At 59.8% G+C, this 23,963-nt stretch carries 17 protein-coding genes and 5 tRNA genes; 11 read left to right on the top strand and 11 right to left on the bottom strand.

Translation table 11 applies throughout. From position 1 onward, the window contains the following. Nucleotides 1-26 precede the first annotated feature (26 nt). Nucleotides 27-1,838, bottom strand: coding sequence for a hypothetical protein (locus J3A71_RS21880; protein ID WP_023048925.1), 1,812 nt, complete (start codon nucleotides 1,836-1,838; stop codon nucleotides 27-29). 507 nt (nucleotides 1,839-2,345) lie between these two features. On the opposite strand from J3A71_RS21880, the gene J3A71_RS21885 reads away from it, so the two are divergent. The 7 genes from J3A71_RS21885 (at nucleotide 2,346) to J3A71_RS21915 (ending at nucleotide 14,084) form a co-directional block, all read left to right on the top strand. Then, a complete protein-coding gene (locus J3A71_RS21885; RefSeq protein ID WP_209953260.1) occupies nucleotides 2,346-3,314 on the top strand; it encodes a hypothetical protein in 969 nt (322 codons plus the stop codon). A 295-nt stretch (nucleotides 3,315-3,609) separates the two neighbouring features. Then, nucleotides 3,610-4,134, top strand: coding sequence for a hypothetical protein (locus tag J3A71_RS21890; protein WP_096425750.1), 525 nt, complete (start codon nucleotides 3,610-3,612; stop codon nucleotides 4,132-4,134). 21 nt (nucleotides 4,135-4,155) lie between these two features. Further along, a complete protein-coding gene (locus tag J3A71_RS21895) occupies nucleotides 4,156-5,118 on the top strand; it encodes a hypothetical protein (RefSeq protein ID WP_096425749.1) in 963 nt (320 codons plus the stop codon). Between the two features lie 18 nt (nucleotides 5,119-5,136). Next, complete coding sequence (locus tag J3A71_RS21900) at nucleotides 5,137-7,308, top strand: hypothetical protein (protein WP_209953262.1); 2,172 nt, start codon at nucleotides 5,137-5,139, stop codon at nucleotides 7,306-7,308. 6 nt (nucleotides 7,309-7,314) lie between these two features. Next, nucleotides 7,315-10,230 carry an RHS repeat-associated core domain-containing protein gene (locus J3A71_RS31785; RefSeq protein ID WP_209953264.1) on the top strand — a complete coding sequence of 972 codons (2,916 nt, stop codon included), beginning with the start codon at nucleotides 7,315-7,317 and terminating at the stop codon, nucleotides 10,228-10,230. Between the two features lie 240 nt (nucleotides 10,231-10,470). Continuing rightward, on the top strand, nucleotides 10,471-12,981 hold the full coding sequence (locus tag J3A71_RS21910; RefSeq protein WP_096425747.1) for a fimbria/pilus outer membrane usher protein: 2,511 nt from the start codon (nucleotides 10,471-10,473) through the stop codon (nucleotides 12,979-12,981). Nucleotides 12,982-13,013: 32 nt separating this feature from the next. Next, a complete protein-coding gene (locus tag J3A71_RS21915; RefSeq protein WP_157754397.1) occupies nucleotides 13,014-14,084 on the top strand; it encodes a fimbrial protein in 1,071 nt (356 codons plus the stop codon). 122 nt (nucleotides 14,085-14,206) lie between these two features. On the opposite strand, the gene J3A71_RS21920 is transcribed toward J3A71_RS21915, so the two are convergent. From J3A71_RS21920 to J3A71_RS21940, 5 genes are all read right to left on the bottom strand, one after another. Further along, nucleotides 14,207-14,282, bottom strand: a tRNA-Gly gene (locus J3A71_RS21920). An 86-nt stretch (nucleotides 14,283-14,368) separates the two neighbouring features. After that, nucleotides 14,369-14,444 (bottom strand) — tRNA-Gly (locus J3A71_RS21925). A 3-nt stretch (nucleotides 14,445-14,447) separates the two neighbouring features. Next, a tRNA-Glu gene (locus J3A71_RS21930) sits at nucleotides 14,448-14,523 on the bottom strand. A gap of 92 nt (nucleotides 14,524-14,615) precedes the next feature. Continuing rightward, nucleotides 14,616-14,691 (bottom strand) — tRNA-Gly (locus J3A71_RS21935). 2 nt (nucleotides 14,692-14,693) lie between these two features. Then, a tRNA-Glu gene (locus J3A71_RS21940) sits at nucleotides 14,694-14,769 on the bottom strand. 315 nt (nucleotides 14,770-15,084) lie between these two features. On the opposite strand from J3A71_RS21940, the gene J3A71_RS21945 reads away from it, so the two are divergent. Beyond that, nucleotides 15,085-15,852, top strand: coding sequence for a hypothetical protein (locus J3A71_RS21945; protein WP_016485458.1), 768 nt, complete (start codon nucleotides 15,085-15,087; stop codon nucleotides 15,850-15,852). Nucleotides 15,853-15,905: 53 nt separating this feature from the next. Here J3A71_RS21945 and J3A71_RS21950 read toward each other — a convergent pair whose 3' ends face one another. After that, nucleotides 15,906-16,388, bottom strand: coding sequence for a GAF domain-containing protein (locus J3A71_RS21950; RefSeq protein ID WP_016485457.1), 483 nt, complete (start codon nucleotides 16,386-16,388; stop codon nucleotides 15,906-15,908). Beyond that, nucleotides 16,385-17,275, bottom strand: coding sequence for an ATP-binding protein (locus tag J3A71_RS21955; protein WP_145913219.1), 891 nt, complete (start codon nucleotides 17,273-17,275; stop codon nucleotides 16,385-16,387). Before J3A71_RS21955 ends, J3A71_RS21950 begins: the two co-directional genes overlap by 4 nt. A 200-nt stretch (nucleotides 17,276-17,475) precedes the next feature. Here J3A71_RS21955 and J3A71_RS21960 point away from each other — a divergent pair, with 200 nt between their 5' ends. Further along, nucleotides 17,476-19,833 carry a response regulator gene (locus tag J3A71_RS21960; RefSeq protein ID WP_016485455.1) on the top strand — a complete coding sequence of 786 codons (2,358 nt, stop codon included), beginning with the start codon at nucleotides 17,476-17,478 and terminating at the stop codon, nucleotides 19,831-19,833. Here J3A71_RS21960 and J3A71_RS21965 read toward each other — a convergent pair. Together J3A71_RS21965 and msrB are read right to left on the bottom strand one after the other, a co-directional pair. Beyond that, a complete protein-coding gene (locus J3A71_RS21965) occupies nucleotides 19,823-20,311 on the bottom strand; it encodes a glutathione peroxidase (protein WP_060518438.1) in 489 nt (162 codons plus the stop codon). The two genes, J3A71_RS21960 and J3A71_RS21965, sit on opposite strands and share 11 nt — an antisense overlap. A gap of 13 nt (nucleotides 20,312-20,324) precedes the next feature. After that, complete coding sequence (gene msrB, locus J3A71_RS21970; protein WP_016485453.1) at nucleotides 20,325-20,720, bottom strand: peptide-methionine (R)-S-oxide reductase MsrB; 396 nt, start codon at nucleotides 20,718-20,720, stop codon at nucleotides 20,325-20,327. Nucleotides 20,721-20,888: 168 nt separating this feature from the next. Between msrB and J3A71_RS21975 the strand changes: the two genes are divergently transcribed. Further along, on the top strand, nucleotides 20,889-22,100 hold the full coding sequence (locus J3A71_RS21975; protein ID WP_016485452.1) for a pyridoxal phosphate-dependent aminotransferase: 1,212 nt from the start codon (nucleotides 20,889-20,891) through the stop codon (nucleotides 22,098-22,100). A 276-nt stretch (nucleotides 22,101-22,376) separates the two neighbouring features. Beyond that, nucleotides 22,377-23,264: a protease HtpX gene (gene htpX / locus J3A71_RS21980; RefSeq protein WP_012271122.1), complete on the top strand. Its 888-nt coding sequence runs from the start codon at nucleotides 22,377-22,379 to the stop codon at nucleotides 23,262-23,264. A 47-nt stretch (nucleotides 23,265-23,311) separates the two neighbouring features. Here htpX and J3A71_RS21985 read toward each other — a convergent pair whose 3' ends face one another. Next, nucleotides 23,312-23,962: a thiopurine S-methyltransferase gene (locus J3A71_RS21985; RefSeq protein WP_209953266.1), complete on the bottom strand. Its 651-nt coding sequence runs from the start codon at nucleotides 23,960-23,962 to the stop codon at nucleotides 23,312-23,314. Nucleotide 23,963: the final 1 nt, after the last annotated feature.

A 23,963-nucleotide genomic window follows, 5' to 3' on the forward strand; every position in this document is an offset into this window, starting at 1 on the left:
ATTTAGCGGCATACGTGCGCGCCCCGTCACTTTCGCAATGTCATTGACGTCGGCGTGAAGAGTGTCCAGTTATCACTCCCCCCTTGGCCCTCGAAATCAACACTGACGTTGAATTCAAGTGGCGAGTTATCATCCAGATTCTCAAGGGTCTCTTTCAGCAAGATCGCGTTGATGACACCCTTGTCCACCTCCTCTTGAGTCACGGGGGAATTACGAATGGGATAAGGCCTGGGTGAGCCACCGGCGACGCCCAGCAAGGTAATGACCAGGTGTTGCCCCGGACTCATGAATGGCCAATTGGGCAGTGTCAGGTCCGCGTGAGTACCTTTGATATCTTCTACGTACAGGTCGGTGTCCCTGCGCGGGCTGCACTGCACCGTGGGGTATTTATCCCGGGCCAGGGGAAGAATGCGCAAATTTAACTTCTTGGACTCATGCCCCACGGGCGCTATCCTGTAGTAAACCGGAAACCGCTTTACACTGGTTTCACCCTGTTCCATGTTGGCTGCCACCGCCGCCGGGGGTATATTCAAAGGTTCTGCGGGCACCGTCCCAAAAGGGAAGACAAATGTTTTATTGCCTAATTCGGAGCGCCCCTGCCAATAAACTTCCAGGGTTTCGCCCTCCCTCAAGGTGACACCGGACAGGTCGATATAAGCTCCCGCCGTTGCGTTGCCCGCAGGCAGCCTTGCATTGAACTCACCCTCGCCACCCTCACTTTCCGCGAAAAATACTTTCAAAGGGGCATCCTCACGGCGAACAACCAATTCAACCTCTCGCACGGTCGCGCTGTAGGCAACACCTTCGCGAGCGACCTGATAGCCCAGCCTGATGCGGCCCAGCCCCTTCAACTTGTCTTTTGCCAGATTGAATACAATCACCCCGCTTTCCAGGCTGCTCAAGTCAACGCGCAGTTGCTGTTCACCCCATTCATCATTGAAGTGCAGCAACAACCAATCACTCACCATGAGCTCTGCATTGGGGGGCACGCGCAATGTCAAACCGTCGGGGAACAGTTCCGGGTCGAGCAGGCCGCTTTCATAATTATCGATGTCCAGCGCCGGCAGCAGGGGCGGCGTATCAGGCACCTTATCGACCTGGAATGTCTGGGTCGGCGACTTCAAACGTTTCGGGGGGGCGGCAAATTGGATCTCATAATAAACTTCGGCGTACCCCTTTTTTATGAAATCGAAATAAGAGGATGGTACATTCCAACTCAAGACCTGCCCGACGTGCTGTGCCTGCACGTCGATAAGTTTTGACCATGTATCATCTTGCGTGCCGTCACTTTCATATCCCACGAATGTCAGCGTCACTTTGTCTGCCACTTGCATGGCTTGATACGCAGGTACCAGGAAAGTGGCACCCGCACTGCCCAGCGAGTCCGGGTCAATAAACAGATTGTGTGACTTCGGCGCCTGGGCCACCGGCATATGCTCAAGGCGGTGCGGGCGCACCCCCACGAAGCAAAAAGCGCGCATCGACTCCTCCAGCGCCGGAAACGTAGGCTGAAAAGACGCAAATGCGTAGCCGTCGGCAGCCGCCACGACAAATGCATTGGACAAACTCACTGTTGCCCGTTTTGTCCTGGGGTCGAAGTTGTGATCGGCGATATCCACATCCCCGGAAAAACCGACTGCGTTACCGAGTTTGTCGGCACCTGTCCAGTTAAAGACTATCAGTTGACCTACGGCGATACCGTCATAGGTTATAAAAACGTTCAGGGCCTCCCCGCCCAACTCATCAAGGTCAATTTCGTCATAGGGTGTGAGGCCTTCGATTATCGGGCGGGGTGGGCGATCTGCGCTGTCGCGTTCACTAGCAGTATTCTCGGTCATGGCTTCGACTCGGCATCCGATTTACGTTTGCCCACACGCTATCGCCTACCTAGCACACTGCCTACTAGCAGAAATAACAGGTCGGCATCGTCGGTCGTGTTGTGTCACCTCGCACTTACGCACCCCACCTCCCTATTATTTTTGCCAGGTGTTGCAGGCGCTGGCGCTCGCTAGACTCGATCTGCACGCAGGGCGCCATCACCGAGGTGACGTTAATAACACTACAAAACACGTAGGCGCGAGCCATGCTCATACGGGCTGCGGCTCAAGACTGACAAGCACGCGGCCGCGAGGGTGATGAGCGCTCAGACCAGTGGTTCTATTGCACATAAGTCGGGGCAGCTGGAACAAGCCATCAATTCCCATGCATCCCACCGCCCGTAGATACCGCGAGCATCAACACGTCGCGAAGTGCGATAACCATGAAGTATTTGTGGCATGTCTCATTCCGGCAACAACCAGTACTACTGAAGCCTACTCTTCTGAGCAAAACCACGAGATTTCATCATGTCGAACCCACTCAAATACGGAATCATCGCTTTACCCCTGTTGCTGTCCTGCCTGCCTCAAGCGGTACAGGCAGCGACGCAGAACGGCACAATCCTTATACGGAACAAAGACTACGAGCAATGCTCACTGACTGTGCCCGGTGAAGGCTCAGGCAAGCTTACACAATATGAATTCAATCTTCCGGACTCGAGCTGCAAGAATATAAAACCACGCACAATACAATTTGATGGCCTCCCCAGCGCCGCGACAATCCTGATTACCGATGGCCTTGGGTGCGACTTGGAAGATGCCAAGTTCCGACTAAAACTTCGCACTACCCGCCGCGTAACATCCATGCCCGCCTTCGAATTCGAAGACTTGGTTTCATTCGAAAACTACATCGCACCCGGTGTGCTAGTGCTTGAAAAAGACTTCACGCAAGACAGCGACGCCCGGGACAGCACTGCGTGTATCCGTATAACGACCTCGCCAGCCACCAAGCGCCCTGATCCTATACCCGCAACGCAGGTTAAAGAAGCCGCATACTTCGTGGATCCAAGGGAGCGATTCACATGCGGCTTACACGAGGTGATCACGGCGCGCTTACATCGGGGCGACGAAACGGATGGCCGGACCGCCTACATATGCGCGACCTTCAAGCAGGCTTCAACTGATCTCTTGATAGGGCCTCTCTCCTGGTCCAACAAAATCATCGAAAGCAGTGGCACTTACTATATGTGCCCTCCAGGAAAGGTCATGGTTGGCCGCGATCACTGGAATGACGAGAATGGTTCCACCACTTATGCCTGTGCCTCACTGAAAAACGGGAGTAAAGATCTGGAAATTATATGTTCTGACGGGTGGTCCGCACCACAAGGAGAGCATGAGAGCGGTTTTGCCTGCCCGACCGATAGCTTTCTGGTAGGGCGCTATCACGATGGCGATGAAGAAGGCCCTACCCGCTACCGATGTGCAACTGCACAGTGAATATTGAACTGAACTATCAAGACCATCACCCCCAACATGGAACGTCTGGGTGAGGGACTTCAACCGCCCCGGCAGATCAGAAAATTGAATTTCATGATAAATTCAGCGCCCCCCTTTTCGCTTAGCATACGCACTGGATACTAGCAAAAAAACAATAAGTCGGCATCGGCAGTCTTGTTGTGTTACCTCGAGGCCGCCCACTCCACCTACCTAGTATTTTTGCCAGGTGTTCCACGCGCTGGAACTGGCTAGACTCGACGTGCACTCTTTTTTTCTAGCCAATGAGGACCCGCTCATGAACAGTAAATGGCCCGCACCTGCGGCCGCAGCGTTGCTGCTACTGCTGTGCAACTCTGCCGTTGCAGAACTTGCAATCATCGATCCTAATGAAATTTCGCCCCCTCCGCTAGTGGAGTTTCACCATGACTTCAAGTGTAAACCCGGCAATGTAATGGTGGGGCGTGTTCGCTTGGAAGACAAAGTTGGGTACGTATGCGGAAGTGTTACTCAAAGCGGGGAGGTGCTCAATACCTACAATGAAATCAAAATTATTGCAACAGGCGCTCTCGCCAACTGCCAGAGTCCGAAGATCATGACCGGGCGTGGCCGAGACATACTTGACGCCTCAAACTACTGGATACATTGCGCTGAAGTCAGAGACATCTGGGGCCAACCATTGACCCCCTCTCATACCAGCACCCGGAAATTCAAAGAGCCTGACCACGGCATGCAATGCGCTGCAAATGAAGTACTTTCGGGCATGGCGCTTTCCAGTGACAAGGAAATGGAGACCGAGTACTACTGCAGCAAACTGTTCTAACCAAACATCCGAGGTTTCATCATGTCAAGCGCACTCAGACTCAGCATCATTGCTTTACCCCTACTGCTGGCCAGCCTGCATCAAGCGGTGCAGGCAGCCACACAAAACGGCACAATCCTTATCCGGGACAAAGACAATGCGCAATGTTCACTGACTGTTCCCGGCGAAGGCTCAGGCGAACAGGTAAACTATGAATTCAACTCTCCCAACACCTGGTGCAAAGATATAAAGCGACGCACCATACAGTTCGATAACCTCCCATCTTCCGTGAACATCCTGATTACCGATGGCATTGGTTGCAACACAGAGGATGGCAAGTTTTCGATGGAACTTCGCACCACGAGGCGCGTGACGTCCACCCCCGCCTTCGAATTCGAAGACTTGGTTTCCTACGAAGACAATACGATCATCGCCCCGGGTTTGATGATGGTTAAAAAAAGAAAAACTCAAGACAGCGACGCCAGGGACAGCACTGCTTGCATCCGTTTAATTACATCGTCACGCACCCCTCTTCGCCCCACGAATCAATATAGAGTGAAGGTATATGAAAACGTAGGCACCCTAGATGAATTCAAATGCGGGCTGAACGAGGTGATGACGGGGCGCAAGGTAGTAGATGGCAACCTAAAGCAAATTTATACCTGCGCGGGATTCCAGCAAGATTCAGCCTCTCTCATGGTAAGAGATCCATCTTGGTCCGATGATATCCTTGAAAATGATGACGTTTACTTTATGTGCCCGCCTGGGAAGGTCATGGTTGGCCGCAAACAAGAGACTTTTTATTTTGGACCCACCAATTACGCCTGCGCCGCACTTACAAACGGCGACGAAAAGCTGAACATTCGATGGTTCGACGGATGGTCTGCACCACAAAATGAGAATGAGAGCGATTTTACCTGCCCAGACGATAGCTTCCTGGTAGGGCGCTATCACGATGGCGGTTTTGATGGCCCTACCCGCTACCGCTGTGCAACTGCACTTTGAACCTGGAGCTGAATTGTCATGACCATCACCTCAAACACAGCGTCCAACGCCTTCAACTTCCTGAGTTTCGTCAATAACAGCGTCGACCCCCGCACCGGCCAATACACGCTGGGCATCGAGTTGCCGGAGCTCGCCGCCAACAATCTCAGCGGCCCGTCGTTGCCCCTGCACATCGGCTTCAACCCGATGAACACCCAGGACTCGGGCTTCGGCATGGGCTGGACGCTCAACCTCACCCAGTACGACCCCGCCAGCAACCTGCTGCACCTGCACACCGGCGAAAGCTATAAGGTCACAGGCAGCGACGCCAGTGACGGCACCGGCAAGGTATTCAAGGAACGCAAGCTCAGAAGCTTCCACTTCCACGACCACGGCAGCGGCTGGCGCGTAGAGCACAAGGCCGGCCTGATCGAGCTGCTGGAACTGCAAGGCCCCAGCGACAACCGCGTTGCTCTGCCCACCCGGGTCGAGGCGCCTTCGGGCCATGGCATCACCCTTAGCTACAGTAATTTCCAGGGGGCCCCTTGCCTGACCGGCATCAAGGACGACACTGGGCTCGAGCTGCTGGCCATCAACTACACCAGCGCTGAAATCATCCTTGCCCTGCACCCCAGATCCGGCCCAGGCGGCACCGCCCTGGCGACCTACACGCTCCAGCTCGACCAGCGTTTCACCCCGGCGGTTCGCCTGCCCCATACCATCGTCCTGCCCAGCGACGACAAGGCCAGCTGGGGGCTCACTTACGACAAGGTGCGTGGTGTGGTGTGCCTGAAAACCGTGCGCACACCCGTCGGCGGCACCGAAACCATCGACTACAACGATGCCGGCCACCGCTTCCCCGGCGATGCGCACGACCCGTTGCCCCGGGTTACCAGGCACACCATCAAGCCTGGCTTCGACCAGCCCGACATGGTCACCACCTACAACTACACCAGCAACAACTTCCTCGGCATGGGCAGTGGCATTTCCTGGCGCGACAATGGCGAGGACAACCTCTACCAATTCACCGGTACTAGCTTCAGCTACGGCTCGACTGCCACCTACCTCGTCGGCGACACACCGCTGCGCAGCATCGAGCGCAGCTTCAACCGCTTCCACCTGCTGACCCTGCAACGTACCGAGCAAGCCCATGAGGTATACGACGAAGGCGCCGAGCAGCCCCGTCGCGAGACCTGTATCGAAGAAGTCGAGACCATTTACCACGAAACCAATGCCAGTTTCGAGCAGCAACCGGCTTACTTCCAGATGCCCAGGCATCAGTTCAAGCGCTGGAAGATCAAGGAGCTTCCCACCCGGCTGCGTGAGGAAGTGCTCATTACCGACTACGACGATCATGGCAACCTGAAGCTGGAGTCCCAGGCCGCAGCACCGGTCTATCAAGGCGATGCGATCGACGAGCTCGCCACCCTGGCCGGCACGATCCACACCCGGCACACTTACTACCCGCACACCGGCGAAGGCAGCGATTGCCCGGCCGACCCGCAGCTGTTCACCCGTAGCCGCAAGACCAGCACCGTGCACCCGGCCACCACCGGCGAAGGCCAAGCGCAGACCCTGCGCACCCGTTTCCGTTACCAGCACCTGCCAGCGCTGAGTGGGGCAAGTGCGGCCAAGGGCTTCCTAGCGACTGGTGGCGAAGACGTGTTGCAGGTAGACGACGAGGGTGAGAAGGTCTTGCGCACCACCACAAGCCGCTTCCTCAAGGAGAGCGAGCACAATGCTTTCCTGCATGGCCGCCTGGACCAACAGACGGTGACACTGAAAGACTTGAGCGACCCTGACAGGGAAAAAACTGCCACTTCAACGTTTTTCCATTCGCTGATCAACGATGACAACCAGCAAAAGACGTTGCTGCAGGTGCGCGAGACCTTCAAAGGTCATGACCTGGCGGAACGGGCGGTTGCCCGTGCCGTGTCGATCCATACCGGCCTGCTGCACCGCGCCCAGGATTTCAACAAGGTTGAAACTCACTACCACTACGATGCCCTCAACCGCCTGACGGTCGAAACCATCGCGCCCGGAACATCTCATGAAGCAGTCCGTAGATACACCTATGAGCTTGGCGCAAAGCCAAACCAAACGGTAAAGGATGTAAACGGGGTGGTCAGCCGAACATGGTTCGATGGTTACAATCGAGCTATCCGCGAAGAACGAGAAACCGAGGATGAGAAAACCGGTAAGCGCACCTGACACGATGTGCAAACCACGCACTACGACAGCGCAGGCCGGGTCGAGTCGCAGACCAGCTACGATTACCTGGAGAGCGAGACACGCACCCTCACCAGTACCTTCGGCTACGACGGCTGGGGCAACCGCACCAGCACCCTGATGCCAGACGGCGTGGTGGCATGCACTGAACGCTCGCCCTTCGGCAAGGAAGGGTTCATTGTCCAGCAGTGGCAGGAGCGCTTCACAGAAGCCAGACCACGCATGCGGCGGCAGTGCGTCAGCACTGAATTCAACCGTTTCGACAAACCGCTCGAAGACCGGCGCCTGGACCTGAGCGGCCAGATGGTGGGCAGCACGCGCTACCATTATGACGGTGGCGGCCGCTGCGTGCGCCAGGTGCAGCAACTGCGTGACCCACTGGACAAGGATGCAGCGCCACTGGAGCAGACCACAAGGTTCAGCTACGACGTGTGGAACCGCATGGCCAGCACCGAGCGCCCGGATGGCAGCAGCCTGCTACGCCGCTTCGCCAGCCACAGCATCAATGAGCTCACCACCGAACTGGAGCTTGCGCCAACCGAAGGCGAGGCAGGCACCATCATCTGTAAGCGTACGTTCGATGGCCTGGAACGGCTCACCCATCTAACGGTCGGCAACAGGACAGAAAGCTTCCGCTATCAAGGCCAAATGACACTGGTCGATGAACATGAGAAGCAATCGGGGCGCATCCTCAAATATGCTTACACACCGGAGCTGTCCCACCAGCCCGTCTCGATCACAATGACCCCCAAGGGTGCAACAGCCGCCAACGAAGAGTCCATCTTCGGTTACACAAGGCCCGACGCAGCGATCACTTCGGCTGGCAACGGCGCGGGTACTCGGGACTATGAGTATACCGACCAAGGCTACCTGCTGAAGGAAACCTGGACGGACAAGCAATCGGCGGGAAGCTATTTCATCGAGCATCTAGCGTCGCTGCAGGGTCGCCCGCTCACCCGCAGCAGCAGCGACGGCCCGTTGACCCGTTACGAATACGATGACAAGGGACGGCTTGAGTCCACGACACAAGGCAACCTCACCGCCACTTTCACCTATGACGACGACGGTCGCCTGCACACCACCACCACCGTTGACCGCACCAGCAAACGGCAGAGCATCAGCGCCGTTGTCTACGACGACCTGGGACGTGAATGCGAACGCAGCGTGACCCTCGATGGCGGCAGCACGCGAACGATGAAACTGGTGTGGAGAGACGACGACCTGTTGCATAGCCGGGCGACACTGCGAGACGGCCAGCAGCGCCTGCTCGAAACATTCCGCTACGATGCATTGAACCGGCTGGACAAGGTCACCTACACGGTTGAGGACGAGAACGACGCCGAGACCTACCTGCCGCGTAACCGGGCCGGACGCTCTATCGTGAGCCAGACGTTCCGCTTCGACGCCTTCAACAACCTCACACGCTGCAACACCATGTTCAGTGACGGCAGAGACGACCAAGCCCGCTTCAGCTATGGCAATGCAAGCACAGCCAACGTCCACGACATGTTCCAGTTGCGCGAGCTGACTCATTCACTGCAGCCGGATTACCCGGTAGCGCAGGCGATCTATTATGACGATGACGGCAACCAGACCAACGATGAGTGGGGACGCCGGCTCGAGTACGATGACTTCGGGCGCCTGAAGCAGGTGTCTACCAGCGATGGCACTGCTGCCCTCGTGCGTTACCGCTACGATGGGCACAATCATCTGGTGGGCGTTACCCAGGGTGGAGATACCGAACAACTGCGCCGCTACGAAGACTACCGCCTCAGCACGGTGAGCCAGGACACAGAGCGGGTGGACTACCTGCACGGCGGCGCTCATCCGCTTGGGCTTCAGAACCCGACCAAACCACAGAATACGCGCCTGCTGCTGACCGACAATACCGCCTCGGTCACTGCCGAGTATGGGGCCGCCGGGGTCAACGAAGCGTACTTGAGCCTGTATGGCGAACGCGGTGACGATGACACACTGCAGAGTCTGCTGGCGTTCAATGGTGAAGTGCGAGAACAGCAGCTCGACTGGTACCTGCTAGGGCGCGGTTACCGGGCTTACAACCCCGGGCTGATGCGCTTCCACAGCCCAGACTCGCTGGCCCAGGAAGAGGTCGGCGTGAACCCCTACCTGTACGCCCTGGGTGACCCGGTGAACTGGCGCGACCCAACTGGCCACAGGTCCTCGCCAGTACCGAGCAGGGATCCGAAACCGCCCTACCAGGACCCGCTGCCGGAACCCGAGAAGCCAAGCATTTGGGGGGCGATCTTGCCGGTCATTGCGGGGGTTGTAGGCTTGATGGTCGGCGTTGTACTGACTGCAATTCTCCCCCCTGCGGGTGCGCTGCTTCTTGGGGTTGTGGCCCTGGGCATGGGCATCACGGCAACGGCGTTAGCAGCCAAGGAGGAAGATCCAAAGAAAGCCATGATGTGGAACAGCATAGGGGGTTTCTTCCTGGGTGCCGCTACGCCCTTGATATTTAGTGGGGGGGGCGGGACGTACAAGCAGTGGAAGGCGAACCGGCCTTCAGCGCCAGGGAGCAAACTACCAAACCCAGCCAGTAGAACAAATTTGACAGAATCGCCTGAAGTGGCAGCGGCAAGCTCAGACTCGCAGATAGGCGCAATGCCCGGGCCGACTAATTCACCACCGGTTCCGGCATCTGCGGCACCTGCGGCACCTCAAGCAGGTCAGGCAGGTCAGGCAGGTCAGGCAGGTCAGGCAACTCAAACAGCTGAGACACCCTCGGGGTCGTCAAACTGGCTGCATGGGATGTACGTGCGTCAAATACTTAAGAGTGCAAAGCAGGTTGGGCGACAACGCGAAGAAAACGTACAAGGCCGTTTATCGGGCGATCCTACACGCAGCAACATACATAATCAAAGTGGATTCGACTTGCTTTATTAAATCATAACTAACAGAACTACCAGCATTTCGGGGCCGCAAAGCGGTCCCGATTCATTTCCCCTCAAAATCGTTCTGATGACAAGTTCATCAGATCATGCAGATATATCCTACATATCCCCGCGCACGCATTCCCTATCGTGCCCCTCGTAACTCAGTAGTGCGCAACATAATCGCGCCTCACTACCTGGCCCACGTGGTCTGACCGGACCGCATCGACACGCCCTTGTCAAGGATAAGATCATGCTCCTGCCCCCCACGCGCAGGCTACTGTTATCGCGCCTGCGGATTACGACGCTCGTGGCGCTTGGTTCAGGAAGCTTGCTGATTGCCCCGCAACGCCCGGCGAGCGCCTCCCCACAATTCGACGCCAGTTTCATGCGCCAAGCCCCCGACCAGCCCGCCGACGCCGGTGCCCTTGCACTTCAGGCCCTGGCTGCCGAAACCCCACTCGCCCCTGGCCGCTACCGCCTTGAGGTTTGGGTAAACCTGGTGTTCCTGGCCGAGCAAGATGTACACCTGCAAAAAATCGACGGCCACCGCACCCTGCGCCCCTGCCTGAACGCCACCCTGCTACGCCAGGCCGGCCTGCGTGAACAAAGCCTGGCACAGCCGCTGCCCGACGATGACAGCTGCATCGACCTCGAAACCCTCGCCCCTGGCGCCACGACCAAGCTCGACAGCGGGCGGCTGCGCTTGGAGCTGTCCATCCCCCAGGCATTCATGATCCGGCAAGCGGGGCGCATGCCCAGCGCCGAGCAGTGGGACTACGGCATAAATGCCGCCTTTATCAACTATCAGGCCTCGGCACAAATGCGCAGCCTGGCGCACGGTGGCAGCCAGAGCAGCCAGGACCTGAACCTCAGCAGCGGCCTCAACCTCGGCCCCTGGCGCTTGCGCAGCAGCCAGTCGCTGCGGGAGGACGAACACGGCAGCCGGCGCTGGACCCACACCAACACCTATGCCCAGCGCGACCTGCCCGGCAGCTTCGGCACCTTGACCCTGGGCGAAACCTTCAGCAACAGTGACGTGTTCCGCAGCCAGCCGTTCAAGGGCCTGCAGCTGGCCTCCGAGCTGGGCATGCTGCCCGATGTGATGCAAAACTACGCACCGATCATCCGTGGCGTGGCACAGACCCGCGCCAAGCTCGAAGTGCTGCACAACGGCTACCCTATCTACACCACCTATGTGGCCCCAGGCCCTTACGAAATTGATGACCTCGCCGTGGGCGGCGGCAGTGGTGAACTGGAAATCGTCCTGACTGAAGCCGACGGTCAGGTCAGGCGCTTCATCCAGCCCTATTCCAGCCTGAGCAACCTGCTGCGCGAAGGCGTATGGCGCTACAGTGCCACCTTCGGCCGCTACAACGGTGCCGAAGACCTCGACGCGCCGCTCCTGTGGCAGGCGACACTGGCCCGCGGCACCAGCTTGAACACCACCCTGTACGGCGGCGTGCAAGGTGGCGACTACTACCGCGCAGCCACCGTGGGCGCCGCTCGCGACCTGGGCACACTCGGCGCGCTGTCGCTTGATGTAACCCGCGCCGAGACCGACCTGGGCAACACCTTGGGCCAGGTTCACGGGCACAGCTTCGCCGCCCGCTACGGCAAGGCATTCGACACCGGCACCAACCTGCGCTTCGCCGGCTACCGCTACTCCACCGAAGGCTACCGTGACTACGACGAGGCCGTGCGCGAACGCAATGCCTATAGCGCGTACCGGGGGAGCCGTCGCAGCCGCCTGGAAGCCTCTGCCCACCAGCGCCTGGGCAGCCGCAGCTCACTCAGCTTTACCATGACCCAGGACGACTACTGGCAAAGCGGCCAGCAGTTGCGTCAGTACCAACTGCAGCTCAGCACCAGCTGGCACAATGTCTCCTACAACCTGTACGCCTCACAGTCCCTGAACGAGCGCAGCCAAAATGACCGCATGTTTGGCTTGAGCGTTTCGCTACCCCTAGGCTTCGGTCGCGCCTCCAGCGCCAACATCAGCCTTCAGTCACATAACGGCGAACACAGCCAGCGGGCCAGTTTTTCCAGCAGCGCAATGGACCGCCGTCTCAGCTACCTTGCCTCGACCAGCCGCGACGCACGGCGCAACCAGACATCCGCTTTCTCCGCCAACTATCGGGGAGCCAACGCCAGCCTTGGCGCCGGCTACACGCAGAGTGACGATTACCGTACGTTGTCGCTCAACGCCAGCGGCAGCCTGTTGCTGCACGAAAGCGGCTTGACCCTTGGCCGCTATCTTGGCGAAACCAATGCCTTGGTACACGTGCCCGATGTTGCCGGGGTTGGCGTGAAGAACAACCCTGAAAGCCGCAGCGACAGCAGCGGCCACATGGTGGTGCCGTACCTGCGGCCGTACCGCAGCAACTTGCTCGAACTGAACACCGATGACCTCGGCCCACAAGTGCACATCGACAACGGCGCCCAGCACCTGATACCGCGCCGCGGCGCGATCGTGCTGGCCGAATTCCAGGCGCGCAAGGTCAGCCGGCTGATCCTCACCCTGCTCCAGGCCAACGGCAGACCAATGCCTTTCGGCACCCAGGTCAACGATATCAGCGGCACGTCGCTGGGCGTGGTCGGCCAGGCCGGCCAGGCCTTGCTGGCTGTGGAAGACAAACCCCAGACGCTGCACGTGCGCTGGGGCGAAGCCAATGATGAGCAATGTCAGCTGCAGATCGAGCCCGCCAGCATGGAGCAAACCCAGGGCTACCACCAACAGACGCTGAATTGCCCCACGACTTGACCCTCGCCCACCCGGCACTGGAAACCATCACCATGAACGCTTCATTCATCCGCCGCGCGATCCTGCCCCTGGCGTTGACAAGCCTGTTCACCAGCAGCAACGCGCTTGCCCTCTGCTACTGGAAAGACGCTCCGAGCGGCGAACTGCTGTACGACATTCATCTGGAGCCCCTCTTTGTACCGCGCGATGCACCGGTCGGTACGGTCATCCGCACCGCCAGCCAGATGAGGACGCCGAACGCCACCGGCGACATCCTCCTCTGCTCGGTGCCGGTGGCGGGCGAATATGCCGAAGTCAACCTGCTCAACTCCATGAAGCTCTTCCCGGGGCCTCTGCCCGTTATCCCGGGAATCGAAACCGATCGGGTGCTCGAAACCAACATCCCGGGCATCGGCATACACGTGGGACTCGGACAACAGTACGCTGGTGGAAACCAGACTCGCTGGATACCGCTGACCCCAGTTTCCATTCCCTACAAGGGGTACCAGGACCAGCCGGCAGGGCTGCCGATTACCACAAACTACCTGGACACCCTCATCACGGTCATCAAGACAGGCGACATAGATTCGGGGCCGCAGTACTTTCTCGGGGAGGAGATTTTCACCGGCAATTACACAGACGTGGGCAGGGTGCTGAGGGCCAATTTGCACGGGACAGTGACCCAGGCCGAATGCTCATTGCGAGCCGACGTGGTCAGCGACACCTCGGTAGACCTCGGCGAACACAAGCTGGAAACCTTCAACGACGAAGGTTCGGGCACCAGCCCGAGGCCATTCCATATCAACCTGACCAAGTGCACCGGGGGCAAGGCAGGGGTTTACGTCAAGTTGGAGGTGGCCAAGGGCGCAACCGTGATCGATGCCGACAAGGGCCTGTTCAGCCTGACACCCGACCCTAACAGCGCGTCCGGGATTGGCGTACAAGTGCTTCGAGCCGACGGCGAGACACCCGCCGCACTTGGCCAGGAACTGGAAATGGCCCAGATTTCCCCCGACCCCGACGACATACGCATCGACTTCAGCGCCCGCTACGTAAAGGTGGCACCCGTGGTCACGAGCGGGGACGCCAAGAGCGCACTCAGTTTCACGATCTATTACAAGTAAGGTCGAGAGGGAGCAACGGGCCAGTTCGGTCCGTTGCACGAACAGCAGACCGCTCTGCGGGATGAAAAACAGACGCACAAAACGAAGAAAGGGACTTTCGTCCCTTTCTTCGTTTTTCGATTTGGAGCGGGAAACGAGACTCGAACTCGCGACCCCGACCTTGGCAAGGTCGTGCTCTACCAACTGAGCTATTCCCGCATTGTAAAACTTTTACCGCTTTTGGCGTGAAGCGCCTTGACGACCTTCACCACCACTGCACCGCATAGACGCCACAGTATTTAAACTGGAGCGGGAAACGAGACTCGAACTCGCGACCCCGACCTTGGCAAGGTCGTGCTCTACCAACTGAGCTATTCCCGCAAATGGCGTCCCCTAGGGGACTCGAACCCCTGTTACCGCCGTGAAAGGGCGGTGTCCTAGGCCACTAGACGAAGGGGACACACAACACTTTTCAGTGCACCAGCACATGAACCTCACGGTTCAGACTGGATTTTCTTTTCCTGCCCCGCCGTTAAGCAGTGCCGGAGAAACTGGAGCGGGAAACGAGACTCGAACTCGCGACCCCGACCTTGGCAAGGTCGTGCTCTACCAACTGAGCTATTCCCGCATTGGCGTCCCCTAGGGGACTCGAACCCCTGTTACCGCCGTGAAAGGGCGGTGTCCTAGGCCACTAGACGAAGGGGACACGCTACAAGCATTACTGCTTGCTTTCACTCCCTGCCGCGTTTCGCTGTGTGCTTTACGCTGCAAGTGGCGCGCATTCTATGGATGGATCGGGAAGGCGTCAACCCCTTTGTAGAAATTTATTTAAATCAAAGACTTCCGGGTGGGTTGGGGTGTAAATGCGGGGCGGGTTGTCGATATAGAGAGCAGTCATCCTGCACTGGCCTCCTCGCGGCTTTAGCCGCGAAAGGACCAGCACTGGCATACAGCCGCTGTTCGCCCCTTGGCAAACTCACTACACTCAAAGCTGTAATTCTTCTTCAATGAGGCATTAACGGTGACACCACTTCTGATCACCCTGCTCATCGTGGCAGGCATCGCGTTGCTGATCGTGATCGGCTACCTCAACAATGTGGTCGAGAACGGCAAGCTGGAACGCGCCCGGACCAAGATCGAGCTGGCCGACCGCCTGCGCCGCTGTGGCGAAATCACCGAGACCTTCCCGGGCCAGTTCATGACCCCGGCCCTTAAACTGTTGCTCACCCGCCTGGAGCTGAACCTTACCCAGCGCCAGCTGGCGGTGGACAAGCATAATGCCGAACTCAAGGCGCGCATTGCCGAGCTGGACGTGCTGATTGCCCTGGGCGAAAAGATCCCGGTGAACAACCCGCCCAACCCGATCCATACCGAGATCAAGGCCAAGGACGTGCGCTTCTTGCTGGAGGCCATGCACAACCAGGTGACTCGTGCGGCCCAGGAAGGCTTCCTGACCACGCCTGAAGCCAAGCACTGGGTCAAGGAAATCCGCCACATCCTGGTCCTGCTGCATATCGAGTTCTTCAACAACCTCGGCCAGCAAGCCCTGCAGAAGAACCAGCCCGGCCAGGCACGCCTGGCATTCGAGCGCGGCGTGCAGTACCTGCGCAAGCAGCCGGAGCCGAAGGTGTATGAAGAGCAACTGACGTATCTGGAAAAGCTGCTGGCGCGGGCCAATGCCCAGGTGCTGGACCGCATGGCACCTGCGGAGGACGAGCACAACGAACTGACCGACGGGCTCAAGACCGATGCAGAAGAGACCTGGAAGAAGAAAGTGATCTACGACTGATTCGTTAGCCTGTGCTGGCCCTGTGAGAGCGGCCAGTACAGCGAACCTGTTGGTCAGCAGTCTGTCAGCTCCAGGAAGATCGCCGCCAAGCGTTCCAGCCCCGCCTGGTCTGCCTCGCTGAACCGCCCAACCTTCGGGCTATCCAGGTCCAGCACACCAATCAACCGCCCCGCCTTAACCAACGGGATTACCAGCTCGCTGTTGGACGCGCTGTCACAGGCAATGTGGCCCGGAAACGCATGCACGTCCTCTACCCGCTGGGTCTGGCGCGTTGCCGCCGCTGCACCGCACACGCCCTTGCCGAACGGAATGCGCACGCACGCCACCTGGCCCTGGAACGGGCCCAGCACCAGCTGTTCGTTGCGGTTGAGGTAGAACCCCGCCCAGTTCAGGTCGTCCACCTGGTTGTACAGAAACGCCGAAAACTGTGCGGCATTGGCGATGAAGTCACGCTCGTCGGCAAACAGCGCCTGCACTTGCGCCGCCAGCAGGTGGTAGCCGTCGAGGCCGGCGCCACTGGCATTAAGGTCGATCATTTACTTTGCTCCAGCAATTGCAGCCCGACCCAATAGCGGGCGAACTGATAGGCACAACGGCCATTACGGTTACCGCGGCCGGTGGCCCAGCGCACGGCGAGGATGTCGAGTGCTTCAGAGCGCTGCCAGGCAAGCCCGGCAGGCCGTGCCAACTGGCCAATCCAGTGCTCGACAACATTCAGGAAGTGGTCCTGGGTAAACGGGTAGAACGACAGCCACAGGCCAAAGCGGTCAGACAGGGCAATCTTGTCCTCCACCGCTTCGCTGGGGTGCAGTTCGCCATCTACGCGCTTCCAGTTTTCGTTGTCGCTTTCTTTTTCGGGCACCAGGTGGCGGCGGTTGGAGGTGGCGTACAGCAGCACGTTGTCCGGCGCCTGCTCCAGCGAGCCGTCGAGCACGCTTTTGAGTACCCGGTAGTCGCCCTCCCCGGCCTCGAACGACAAGTCGTCACAGAACAGGATGAAGCGTTGTGGCAGCTTCTGCAGCTGCTCGACCACCCGTGGCAGGTCGGCCAGGTGGTCGCGTTCAATTTCGATCAGGCGCAGGCCGGCGCTGGCATGCTCGGCCAGCAAGGCGCGCACCAGCGACGACTTGCCAGTACCGCGCGAGCCCCACAGCAGCGCGTGGTTGGCCGGCAGGCCGTTGATGAACTGGTGGGTGTTGCGGCCCAGCTGGTCGCGCTGCTGATCGACGCCGATCAGGTCGGTCAGGCGGATGTCCAGGCTGACTTCCAGTGGCAGCAGATAACCGCTGCGGCCATCGCGCTGCCAGCGCGCGGCCAGGGTGGTGCCCCAGTCGATGTCCGGGCGCTGTGCCGGTAACAGGGGCTCAAGGCGCGCCAGTACCGATTCGGCGCGGTCCAGAAAAGCAATCAAGCGAGCGTCCATGACGACTCCTAACAATTCAGATTCGAGGCTGCTGTGCTGGCCTCTTCGCGGCTAAAGCCGCTCCCACAGGGACCGCACCAGGCCAGAGGACGGCGCAGTACCTGTGGGAGCGGCTTTAGCCGCGAAGAGGCCGGTACAGCCAGTTGAGCAATCAAGGCTGAATGTGTGACAGACCCACCAGTAGCCGGGGTTGATCGGCTATGCTTGCGCAGCGCAAGGAACGGGAAACCGGCTCGGGACTCATGGATATCAAGTTCACCAATCGCCTGTCATACAAGCAAGCCCGGTTGACAGTCCTGGTCGGCTTCATCCTGGGAACATTGCTCAGTCTCATCCAGATCGGCATCGATTATGCCAGCGAAGATGCGTCCATCAACCGTGAAGTGAATGCGTTGCTGCAAATCAGCCACAACCCGGCCTCGCGCATCGCCTACAACATCGACTCGGAGCTGGCGCTGGAGCTGACCCGCGGCTTGTTGCAGTCGCCGGCCATCATCCGTGCGCGGCTGATCGACAACAACGACACCGTGCTGGCCGACGTCGAGCGGCCCAGGCTGCAACATCGCTACCGGCCGCTGAGCGACTTCCTGTTCGGCGAGCAGCGCCAGTTCAAGGAACGCTTGTACCTGACCCACATGCCAGAGGAAAACCTGGGCACCCTGTACCTGGACGTCGACACCTTTGCCTTCGGCAGCCGCTTTCTCGAACGCGCCGGCATCACCCTGCTCAACGGTTTTGCCCGTAGCCTGGTGCTGACCGGCATTCTGCTGGCGCTATTCTACATGATGCTGACCAAGCCACTGGTCACGGTGATCGGCGCGCTCAGCGGCAGCGACCCGCGCAAACCCCGGCAAACCCGCCTGGACTGCCCGCACGGCCACGAGCACGACGAAATTGGCGTGCTGGTGAAAGTCGCCAACCAGCAGTTCGTCAGCATGGCCACCGAGATCGAGCAGCGGCGCACCGCCGAAAACCGCCTTACCCAGTACCTGAACGAACTGGAAGACATCGTCTCGGCACGCACCAACGAGTTGAAGGCCAGCAACAACAGCCTGAGCCTGTCCAACCAGGAGCTGGAAGAAGCGCGCCGCCGCGCGCTGGACATGGCCCAGGCGCGTGCGGCGTTCCTTGCCAACATGAGCCACGAAATCCGCACCCCGCTAAACGGCATGCTCGGCATGATCGCCCTGGCCCTGGACAGCCCGCTACCCAGCGAGCAGCGCCAGCAACTGGCGATTGCCCACGACTCGGGCAAAGTACTGGTGGAGTTGCTGAACGATATCCTCGACCTGTCCAAGTTCGATGCCGGCCAGCTGGAGCTGGAACGCATTCCGTTCGACATGGGTTCGATGGTGGAGGACACCGCCAACCTGCTGTCTCAGAACACCGCACAGAGCGTGGAACTGACCTGCCTGATTGCCCGTGACTTCCCCAGCAGTGTGCTCGGCGACCCCACGCGGGTGCGGCAGATCGTCAGCAATCTGCTGTCCAACGCGCTGAAGTTCACCCGCTTCGGCCGCGTCGATGTGCGCCTGGTGACTATCGTCGGCGGTGTCCGGCTAGAGGTGCGTGATACCGGCATCGGCATCCCTGAAGACGCCCAGGCACGGATCTTCCAGCCGTTTACCCAGGCCGGCGCCGGCATCACCCGCCAGTACGGCGGCACCGGCCTGGGCCTGGCGCTGACGCGCAACCTGTGCAAGGCCATGCAAGGCCATTTGCACATTCGCTCCGAAGCGGGCTTTGGCAGCTGCTTCAGCGCCGAGCTGCCGCTGGTCGTGCACACTGAAGCCATAGCACCGTTGCCGCTGCATGGGCGTGTGGCCGCCCTGAGCGATGCAGGCAGCGGGCTCAACGAACTGTTACAGGGCCTGCTGCCCGCCTGGGGTTTGACCTACCAGCGGCATGACAGCAGCGCGACGCTAGCCGCCACCGCGATGGACCTGCTGATCACCGACGACGTAGAGCGCCTGTTCGAACTGCGCCAAACGCTGAAAACCCCCATCTTGCTGGTGACCGCCTACGGCAACTTCCTGTCCAGCGAGCAATCCGCCGCCCTCGCCCCACTCCATCAACTGGCCCGGCCACTGGCGCGCAACGCCCTGTACCAGACCCTGCGCCGCACCCTGCAAGGCTTCGACCCCGAGCACCCGCTGGCCAGCCCGGCCATCAGCCTGGAGGCAGGCCGCGCGCGCATCTTGCTGGTGGAAGACAACCCCGTGAACCAGTTAGTGGCCAAGGGCATGCTGGCCAAGCTCGGCTGCCAGGTGCAACTGGCCACGCAGGGCGCCGAGGCCCTGGAGCAGCTGGAACGGGATGACTTCGACCTGGTGCTGATGGACTGCAACATGCCAGTGATGGACGGTTACGAAGCCAGCCGACGCATCCGCCAGAGCGGCCGCTGGCCCAACCTGCCAATCGTCGCCCTCACCGCCAACGCCATGCCCGAGGAGCGCGAGCGCTGCCGGACCGCGGGCATGAACGACTACCTGGCCAAGCCATTTCGCCGCGAAGAGCTACTGGCGCTGATCGACCACTGGGTTCCGCTCAGCGGCTAAGCAGGCGCTCGATGTCTGTTGCCAAGGCCTGTGGCTTGGTAGTGGGTGCATAACGCGACACCTGGCCGCTGGCCGGGTCGACCAGGAACTTGGTGAAGTTCCACTTGATCTTCTGGCTGCCCAAAATGCCCGGTGCGCGCTGCTTGAGCTCGACGAACAACGGGTGGGTGCCTGGGCCGTTGACTTCGATCTTGCGAAACAGCGGGAAGCTCACGCCAAAGTTGCGTTCGCAGAACTGCGCAATGTCCCGCGCGTCGCCCGGCTCCTGCTTGCCGAACTGGTTGCAGGGAAAGCCCAGCACCACCAGGCCGCGCTCGCGGTAGGCCTGCCACAGTTGCTCCAGGCCCTTGTACTGCGGGGTAAAGCCGCACTGGCTGGCGGTATTGACCACCAGCAACGCCTTGCCCGGGAAGTCGCCGAGCTTCTTTTGCTCGCCGCCCAGGGTCACGCAGGGGATGTCCAGCATCGATCCAGCCATGTCAGGGCTCCGGTCAGTCGCGCGGGCGCAAGTCGATGCACACCGAGTTGATACAGTAGCGCAGGCCAGTCGGTGGCGGGCCATCGGGGAACACGTGGCCCAGGTGCGCGTCGCAGCGGGCACAGGTGACTTCGGTACGGATCATGCCGTGGGAGGTGTCACGGATCTCGATCATCGCACTGTCTTCGATCGGCGCGTAGAAGCTGGGCCAGCCGCAGCCGGAATCGAACTTGGTCTGCGCATCGAACAGTTTCGCGTTGCAGCAGATGCAATGGTAGATGCCGTCTCGGCGCTCGCTGTTGTACTTGCCGCTGAACGGCCGCTCAGTGCCTTTTAGGCGGCATACCTGGTACTGCTCGGGGTCGAGCATCGACCGCCATTGCTCCAGGGTTTTTTCGATCTTTTGCATATGGAAACCTCGGCAGGCTGAATTTCACCTCGCGCCGTCTTTTCCGGGGCGCGGGTGGCACGTATATTAGTTGGCTTCGTGTGCCAGGCGTTCAGTCTGGCACCCGCTTCCTGCCGTTACAAACCTTTCGGCGGGGCGTAGCGCGTTTTCTCATATCGGGATCCCATCATGCAGTTCAGCAAATCGAACAAGCTCGCCAATGTCTGCTATGACATTCGCGGCCCAGTGCTCAAGCACGCCAAGCGCCTGGAAGAGGAAGGCCACCGCATCCTCAAGCTGAACATCGGCAACCCAGCGCCGTTTGGCTTCGAGGCGCCCGATGAAATCCTCCAGGATGTGATCCGCAACCTGCCCACCGCGCAGGGCTACAGCGACTCCAAAGGCCTGTTCAGTGCACGCAAGGCCGTGATGCAGTACTGCCAGCAAAAGGAAATCGAAGGCGTCACCATTGAGGACATCTACCTCGGTAACGGCGTTTCCGAGCTGATTGTCATGTCGATGCAGGCGCTGCTGAACAACGGCGACGAAGTGCTGATCCCGGCCCCCGACTACCCGCTGTGGACGGCCGCCGTAAGCCTGGCCGGGGGCAAGCCGGTGCACTACCTGTGCGACGAGCAGGCCGACTGGTTCCCCGACCTTGAAGACATCAAGGCCAAGATCACCCCGAACACCAAGGCCCTGGTGATCATCAACCCGAACAACCCGACCGGCGCGGTGTACTCCAGGGAGCTGCTGCTGGGCATGCTGGAGCTGGCCCGCCAGCACAACCTGGTGGTGTTCTCCGACGAAATCTACGACAAGATTTTGTACGATGAAGCGGTACACATCAGCACCGCCTCGCTGGCACCAGACCTGCTGTGCCTGACTTTCAACGGCCTGTCCAAGTCTTACCGGGTGGCGGGCTTCCGTTCCGGCTGGCTGATCATCTCCGGGCCCAAGCACCACGCGCTCAGCTACATCGAAGGCATCGACATGCTGGCGAACATGCGCCTGTGCGCCAACGTGCCGGCCCAGCATGCCATCCAGACCGCACTGGGCGGCTACCAGAGCATCAACGACCTGGTGCTGCCGCCAGGCCGCCTGCTGGAGCAGCGCAACCGTACCTACGAGCTGCTAAACGATATCCCGGGTGTAAGCTGCGTGAAGCCGATGGGTGCGCTGTATGCCTTCCCGCGGATCGACCCGAAGGTGTGCCCGATCCTCAACGACGAGAAGTTCGCCCTGGACCTGCTGCTGTCGGAAAAGCTGCTGATCGTACAAGGTACGGCGTTCAACTGGCCGTGGCCGGACCACTTCCGCGTGGTGACCTTGCCGCGGGTGGATGACCTGGAAGCGGCGATTGGCCGGATCGGCAATTTCCTGCGGACGTATTCGCAATAAATGATGGCCTCTTCGCAGCACCAGGCTGCGCCTACAGGTGTACGCGTTCTCCTGTAGGTGCAGCCTGGTGCTGCGAATGGGCTGCAAAGCAGCCCCTCGCACTCTCACAGGGTGTTTCTTACATCCTGCAACGCTCTATCCCACAGCCCCCGCGTCATCCTCTGCCATACTCCGCCGTACACAGTTTGAAATAGTCGGCCGATTGAATCGGCGCGACAGGCCCCTTATATACCCCGCAGTAAGCGACAATTCATCCGTCAGGAGAACGTAACAACCATGATGCGCATTCTGTTGTTTGTGGCCACCAACCTTGCGGTGGTGCTGGTTGCAAGCATTACCCTGAGCCTGTTCGGTTTCAACGGGTTCATGGCCGCCAACGGGGTCGACCTGAACCTCAGCAGCCTGCTGGTGTTCTGCGCCGTGTTCGGCTTTGCCGGCTCCCTCGTCTCGCTGTTCATCTCCAAGTGGATGGCAAAGATGAGCACCGGCACCCAGATCATCAGCCAGCCGCGCACCCGCCACGAGCAGTGGCTGTTGCAAACGGTCGAAGAGCTGTCCCGTGAAGCGGGTATCAAAATGCCCGAGGTGGGTATCTTCCCGGCGTACGAGGCCAACGCCTTCGCCACCGGCTGGAACCGCAACGACGCATTGGTAGCCGTGTCCCAGGGCCTGCTGGAGCGTTTCTCGCCCGATGAAGTGCGGGCGGTGCTGGCCCACGAAATCGGCCACGTGGCCAATGGCGACATGGTCACCCTGGCGCTGGTACAGGGCGTGGTGAACACCTTCGTGATGTTCTTCGCACGCATCATCGGCAACTTCGTCGACAAGGTCATCTTCAAGAACGAAGAAGGCCAAGGCATTGCCTACTACGTGGCGACCATCGTTGCCGAGCTGATCCTGGGCATCCTGGCCAGCATGATCGTGATGTGGTTTTCGCGCCGCCGCGAGTACCGCGCCGACGAAGCCGGTGCGCAACTGGCTGGCACCTCGGCCATGATCGGCGCCCTGCAGCGCCTGCGCGTGGAACAAGGCCTGCCGGTGCACATGCCAGACACCATGAAGGCCTTTGGCATCAACGGTGGCCTCAAGCACGGCCTGGCCGGGCTGCTGATGAGCCACCCGCCCCTGGAAGACCGTATCGAGGCCCTGCGCCGTCGCGGTTGATCCATCGGGTAATACAGAAAGGGCGACTTTGGTCGCCCTTTTTCGTATTACCGGCCAAGCCGGTAAACCCGCTCCAACAGACTGGAAACCCCGGCCTGCACAAACTTGGGGCTCTCCTGAATCACCTCTACCGCCTCCAGCTCATGCAGCTGCCACCCTGCAAACCCCTGCCGCACCTCTGCGTCCCCGACTGAAAACGGCGGCCCGGGCAGCAGTGACTGATCATAATCCAGGGTCACCACCAAACCCCGGCAATTGGCCGGCAGCAAAGCCGTCAGCGCCTGCATGTACATCGCGCGCATTTGCGCCGGCAGCGCAATCAGCGCCGCCCGGTCATACAGCCCCACGCAGTCGCCGATATCCTGCGCACGCAACGCAAAGAAATCACCACACCACAGCTCCACGTCACCACTGCGCCAAACTTCGAAGTCCCCGCGCTGCTGCACCTCGGCTTCAAGCCCGTGCTCGCGGAAGAAATCCTCTACCGCGCGTCGCGACAGCTCCACACCCAACACTCGGTACCCCTGCCCGGCCAGCCAGATCAAATCCAGGCTTTTGCCGCACAGCGGCACCAGCACTCGGCTACCAGACTCAAGGCCGAGTGACGGCCAGTGCGCCTGCAGGTACGAATTGACCTGCCCCTGATGAAAGCCGATCTGGTTATCGACCCACCGCTTGTGCCAGAAAGCTGGCTCCATG

This window comes from Pseudomonas sp. PvP089 (assembly GCF_017875165.1).
GTDB classification, from domain to species: Bacteria; Pseudomonadota; Gammaproteobacteria; order Pseudomonadales; family Pseudomonadaceae; genus Aquipseudomonas; species Aquipseudomonas fortuita.